At 68.5% G+C, this 1,989-nt stretch carries 2 protein-coding genes and 1 pseudogene; all 3 read left to right on the forward strand.

Going from position 1 to position 1,989, the window contains the following annotated elements; translation table 11 throughout:
* Window positions 1-211 precede the first annotated feature (211 nt).
* On the forward strand, window positions 212-844 hold the full coding sequence (locus KZA10_RS13500) for a metal-dependent transcriptional regulator (RefSeq protein WP_218683134.1): 633 nt from the start codon (window positions 212-214) through the stop codon (window positions 842-844).
* A gap of 54 nt (window positions 845-898) precedes the next feature.
* The gene (locus KZA10_RS13505; protein WP_021198233.1) at window positions 899-1,711 is read left to right on the forward strand and encodes an HAD-IIA family hydrolase; all 813 of its coding nucleotides are present in this window, start codon (window positions 899-901) and stop codon (window positions 1,709-1,711) included.
* Window positions 1,712-1,714: 3 nt separating this feature from the next.
* A pseudogene (locus tag KZA10_RS13510) lies at window positions 1,715-1,989 on the forward strand (hypothetical protein); the annotation flags it as partial.

A 1,989-nucleotide genomic window follows, 5' to 3' on the forward strand; every position in this document is an offset into this window, starting at 1 on the left:
TCATCTTCATGATCGCGCCGAGTTGCGTGCGGGGCACGCGGTAGCGATCGGTCACCGGCTTCATCGAGGTACCCGTGGTCAGCACGTTCAGGTAGCTGCCCGCGCGCGGCTCAGCACGGACCCAGCCCGGCGCACGTTCGAGATCGGCGCGCGCGCCCTCATCCACGGACTCACCGCATGGGCACGCGAGAGCACCACGTAGGCTGGTCCGGTGGCATCCCCTGCAGCTGACGACTATCTGAAGACCGTCTACGCGCACACCGAGTGGCAGGACGCACCGATCACTCCCTCGGTGCTCGCCGCGAAGCTCGGCATCGCTCCGTCGTCGGTCACCGAGATGGTGAAGAAGCTCGCCGCCGCCGGACTCGTGTCGCACGTGCCCTACGGTGCGGTGCGACTGACGGAGGCCGGCACGGCCCGCGCCCTCGCCATGGTGCGCCGGCACCGGCTGGTCGAGACCTGGCTGGTACAGGAGTTCGGCTACGGCTGGGACGAGGTGCACGACGAGGCCGAGGTGCTCGAGCACACCATCAGCGACCGGCTGCTCGAGGGCATCGATGCCCGTCTGGGACGCCCCCGCTTCGACCCCCACGGCGATGCGATCCCCGACGCCGCCGGCCGCATCGAGCGCGAGCCGTTCGTGCTGCTCGCGGATGCGCCGGTCGGGCACACGGGGCGCGTGCTGCGGGTCGACGACCGCGACCCCGAGCTGCTCCGAGCCCTCGAGCCCCTCGGGCTGACGGTCGCATCGACCGTGACGGTCACGGCATCCGGGGTCGAGATCGACGGAACGGAGACGGCGCTTCCCGACGAGGCGGCACAGGTGGTCTGGCTCAGCGCCTAGCTCCCTCTGCAACACGGTCAGGTGCGCGTCACCCCTGCCCTCTAGGCTGTGCACATGGCACAACGTGATGACATCGAATGCTGGCTCACCGACATGGACGGCGTGCTCGTCCATGAGAACGACGCCATCCCCGGAGCGTCCGAACTGCTCGCCGGCTGGGAGAGCGCGGGCATCCCGTACCTGGTGCTTACCAACAACTCGATCTTCACCGCGCGCGACCTGTCGGCACGCCTGCGCATCAGCGGACTGCACGTGCCGGAGGAGCGCATCTGGACCTCGGCGCTCGCGACCGCCGATTTCCTGAAGCAGCAGCTTCCCGGAGGCTCGGCGTTCGTGATCGGAGAGGCCGGCATCCTCACCGCGCTGCACGACGCCGGCTTCATCATGACCGAGACGAACCCCGACTTCGTGGTCGTCGGCGAGACGCGCAACTACTCGTTCGAGGCGATCACCAAGGCGATCCGCCTCATCATCGGCGGCGCGCGCTTCATCGTCACGAACCCGGACGCCACGGGCCCGAGCACCGACGGACCGCTCCCGGCCACCGGCGCGATCGCCGCCCTCATCACGAAGGCCACGGGCAAGGAGCCCTACGTCGTCGGCAAGCCGAACCCGATGATGTTCCGCTCTGCACTGAACAAGATCGGCGCGCACTCGAAGCGCACGGGCATGATCGGCGACCGCATGGACACCGACGTCGTGGCCGGCATCGAGGCGGGCCTGCACACCGTGCTGGTGCTGACCGGCATCAGCGACCAGGCCGAGATCGAGAAGTACCCGTTCCGCCCCGACGAGATCGTGCAGTCGGTGGCCGACCTGCTGCCGCGGATCACCGAGACGATCACGACGGTGAAGACCAAGAAGTAGCCCATGGGCGCACTGGACGACGGCGAGCGGATCAGGGCGGCGGATGCCGCGGCCTGGCGCGCTTGGCTCGCCGAGAACCACGAGCGCACGGGAGGCGTCTGGCTGCTGAGCGTGCGAGGCGCCTCCGACGGCGTCGGCTACGAGGATGCCCCTTCGTTTCAGAAAAGGCTGTCGCGCTCGATGTGGTTCGGGATCGGCTCACCCATCGCGGCCTCGGTCCGCTGCTTTTCGAACTTCATAGCCACAAGGCCGCACGAAGTGAGGTCGCCCAGAACCTC

The sequence above is a fragment of the Microbacterium sp. BF1 genome, from assembly GCF_019279095.1.
In the GTDB taxonomy this organism is placed as follows: domain Bacteria; phylum Actinomycetota; class Actinomycetes; order Actinomycetales; family Microbacteriaceae; genus Microbacterium; species Microbacterium maritypicum.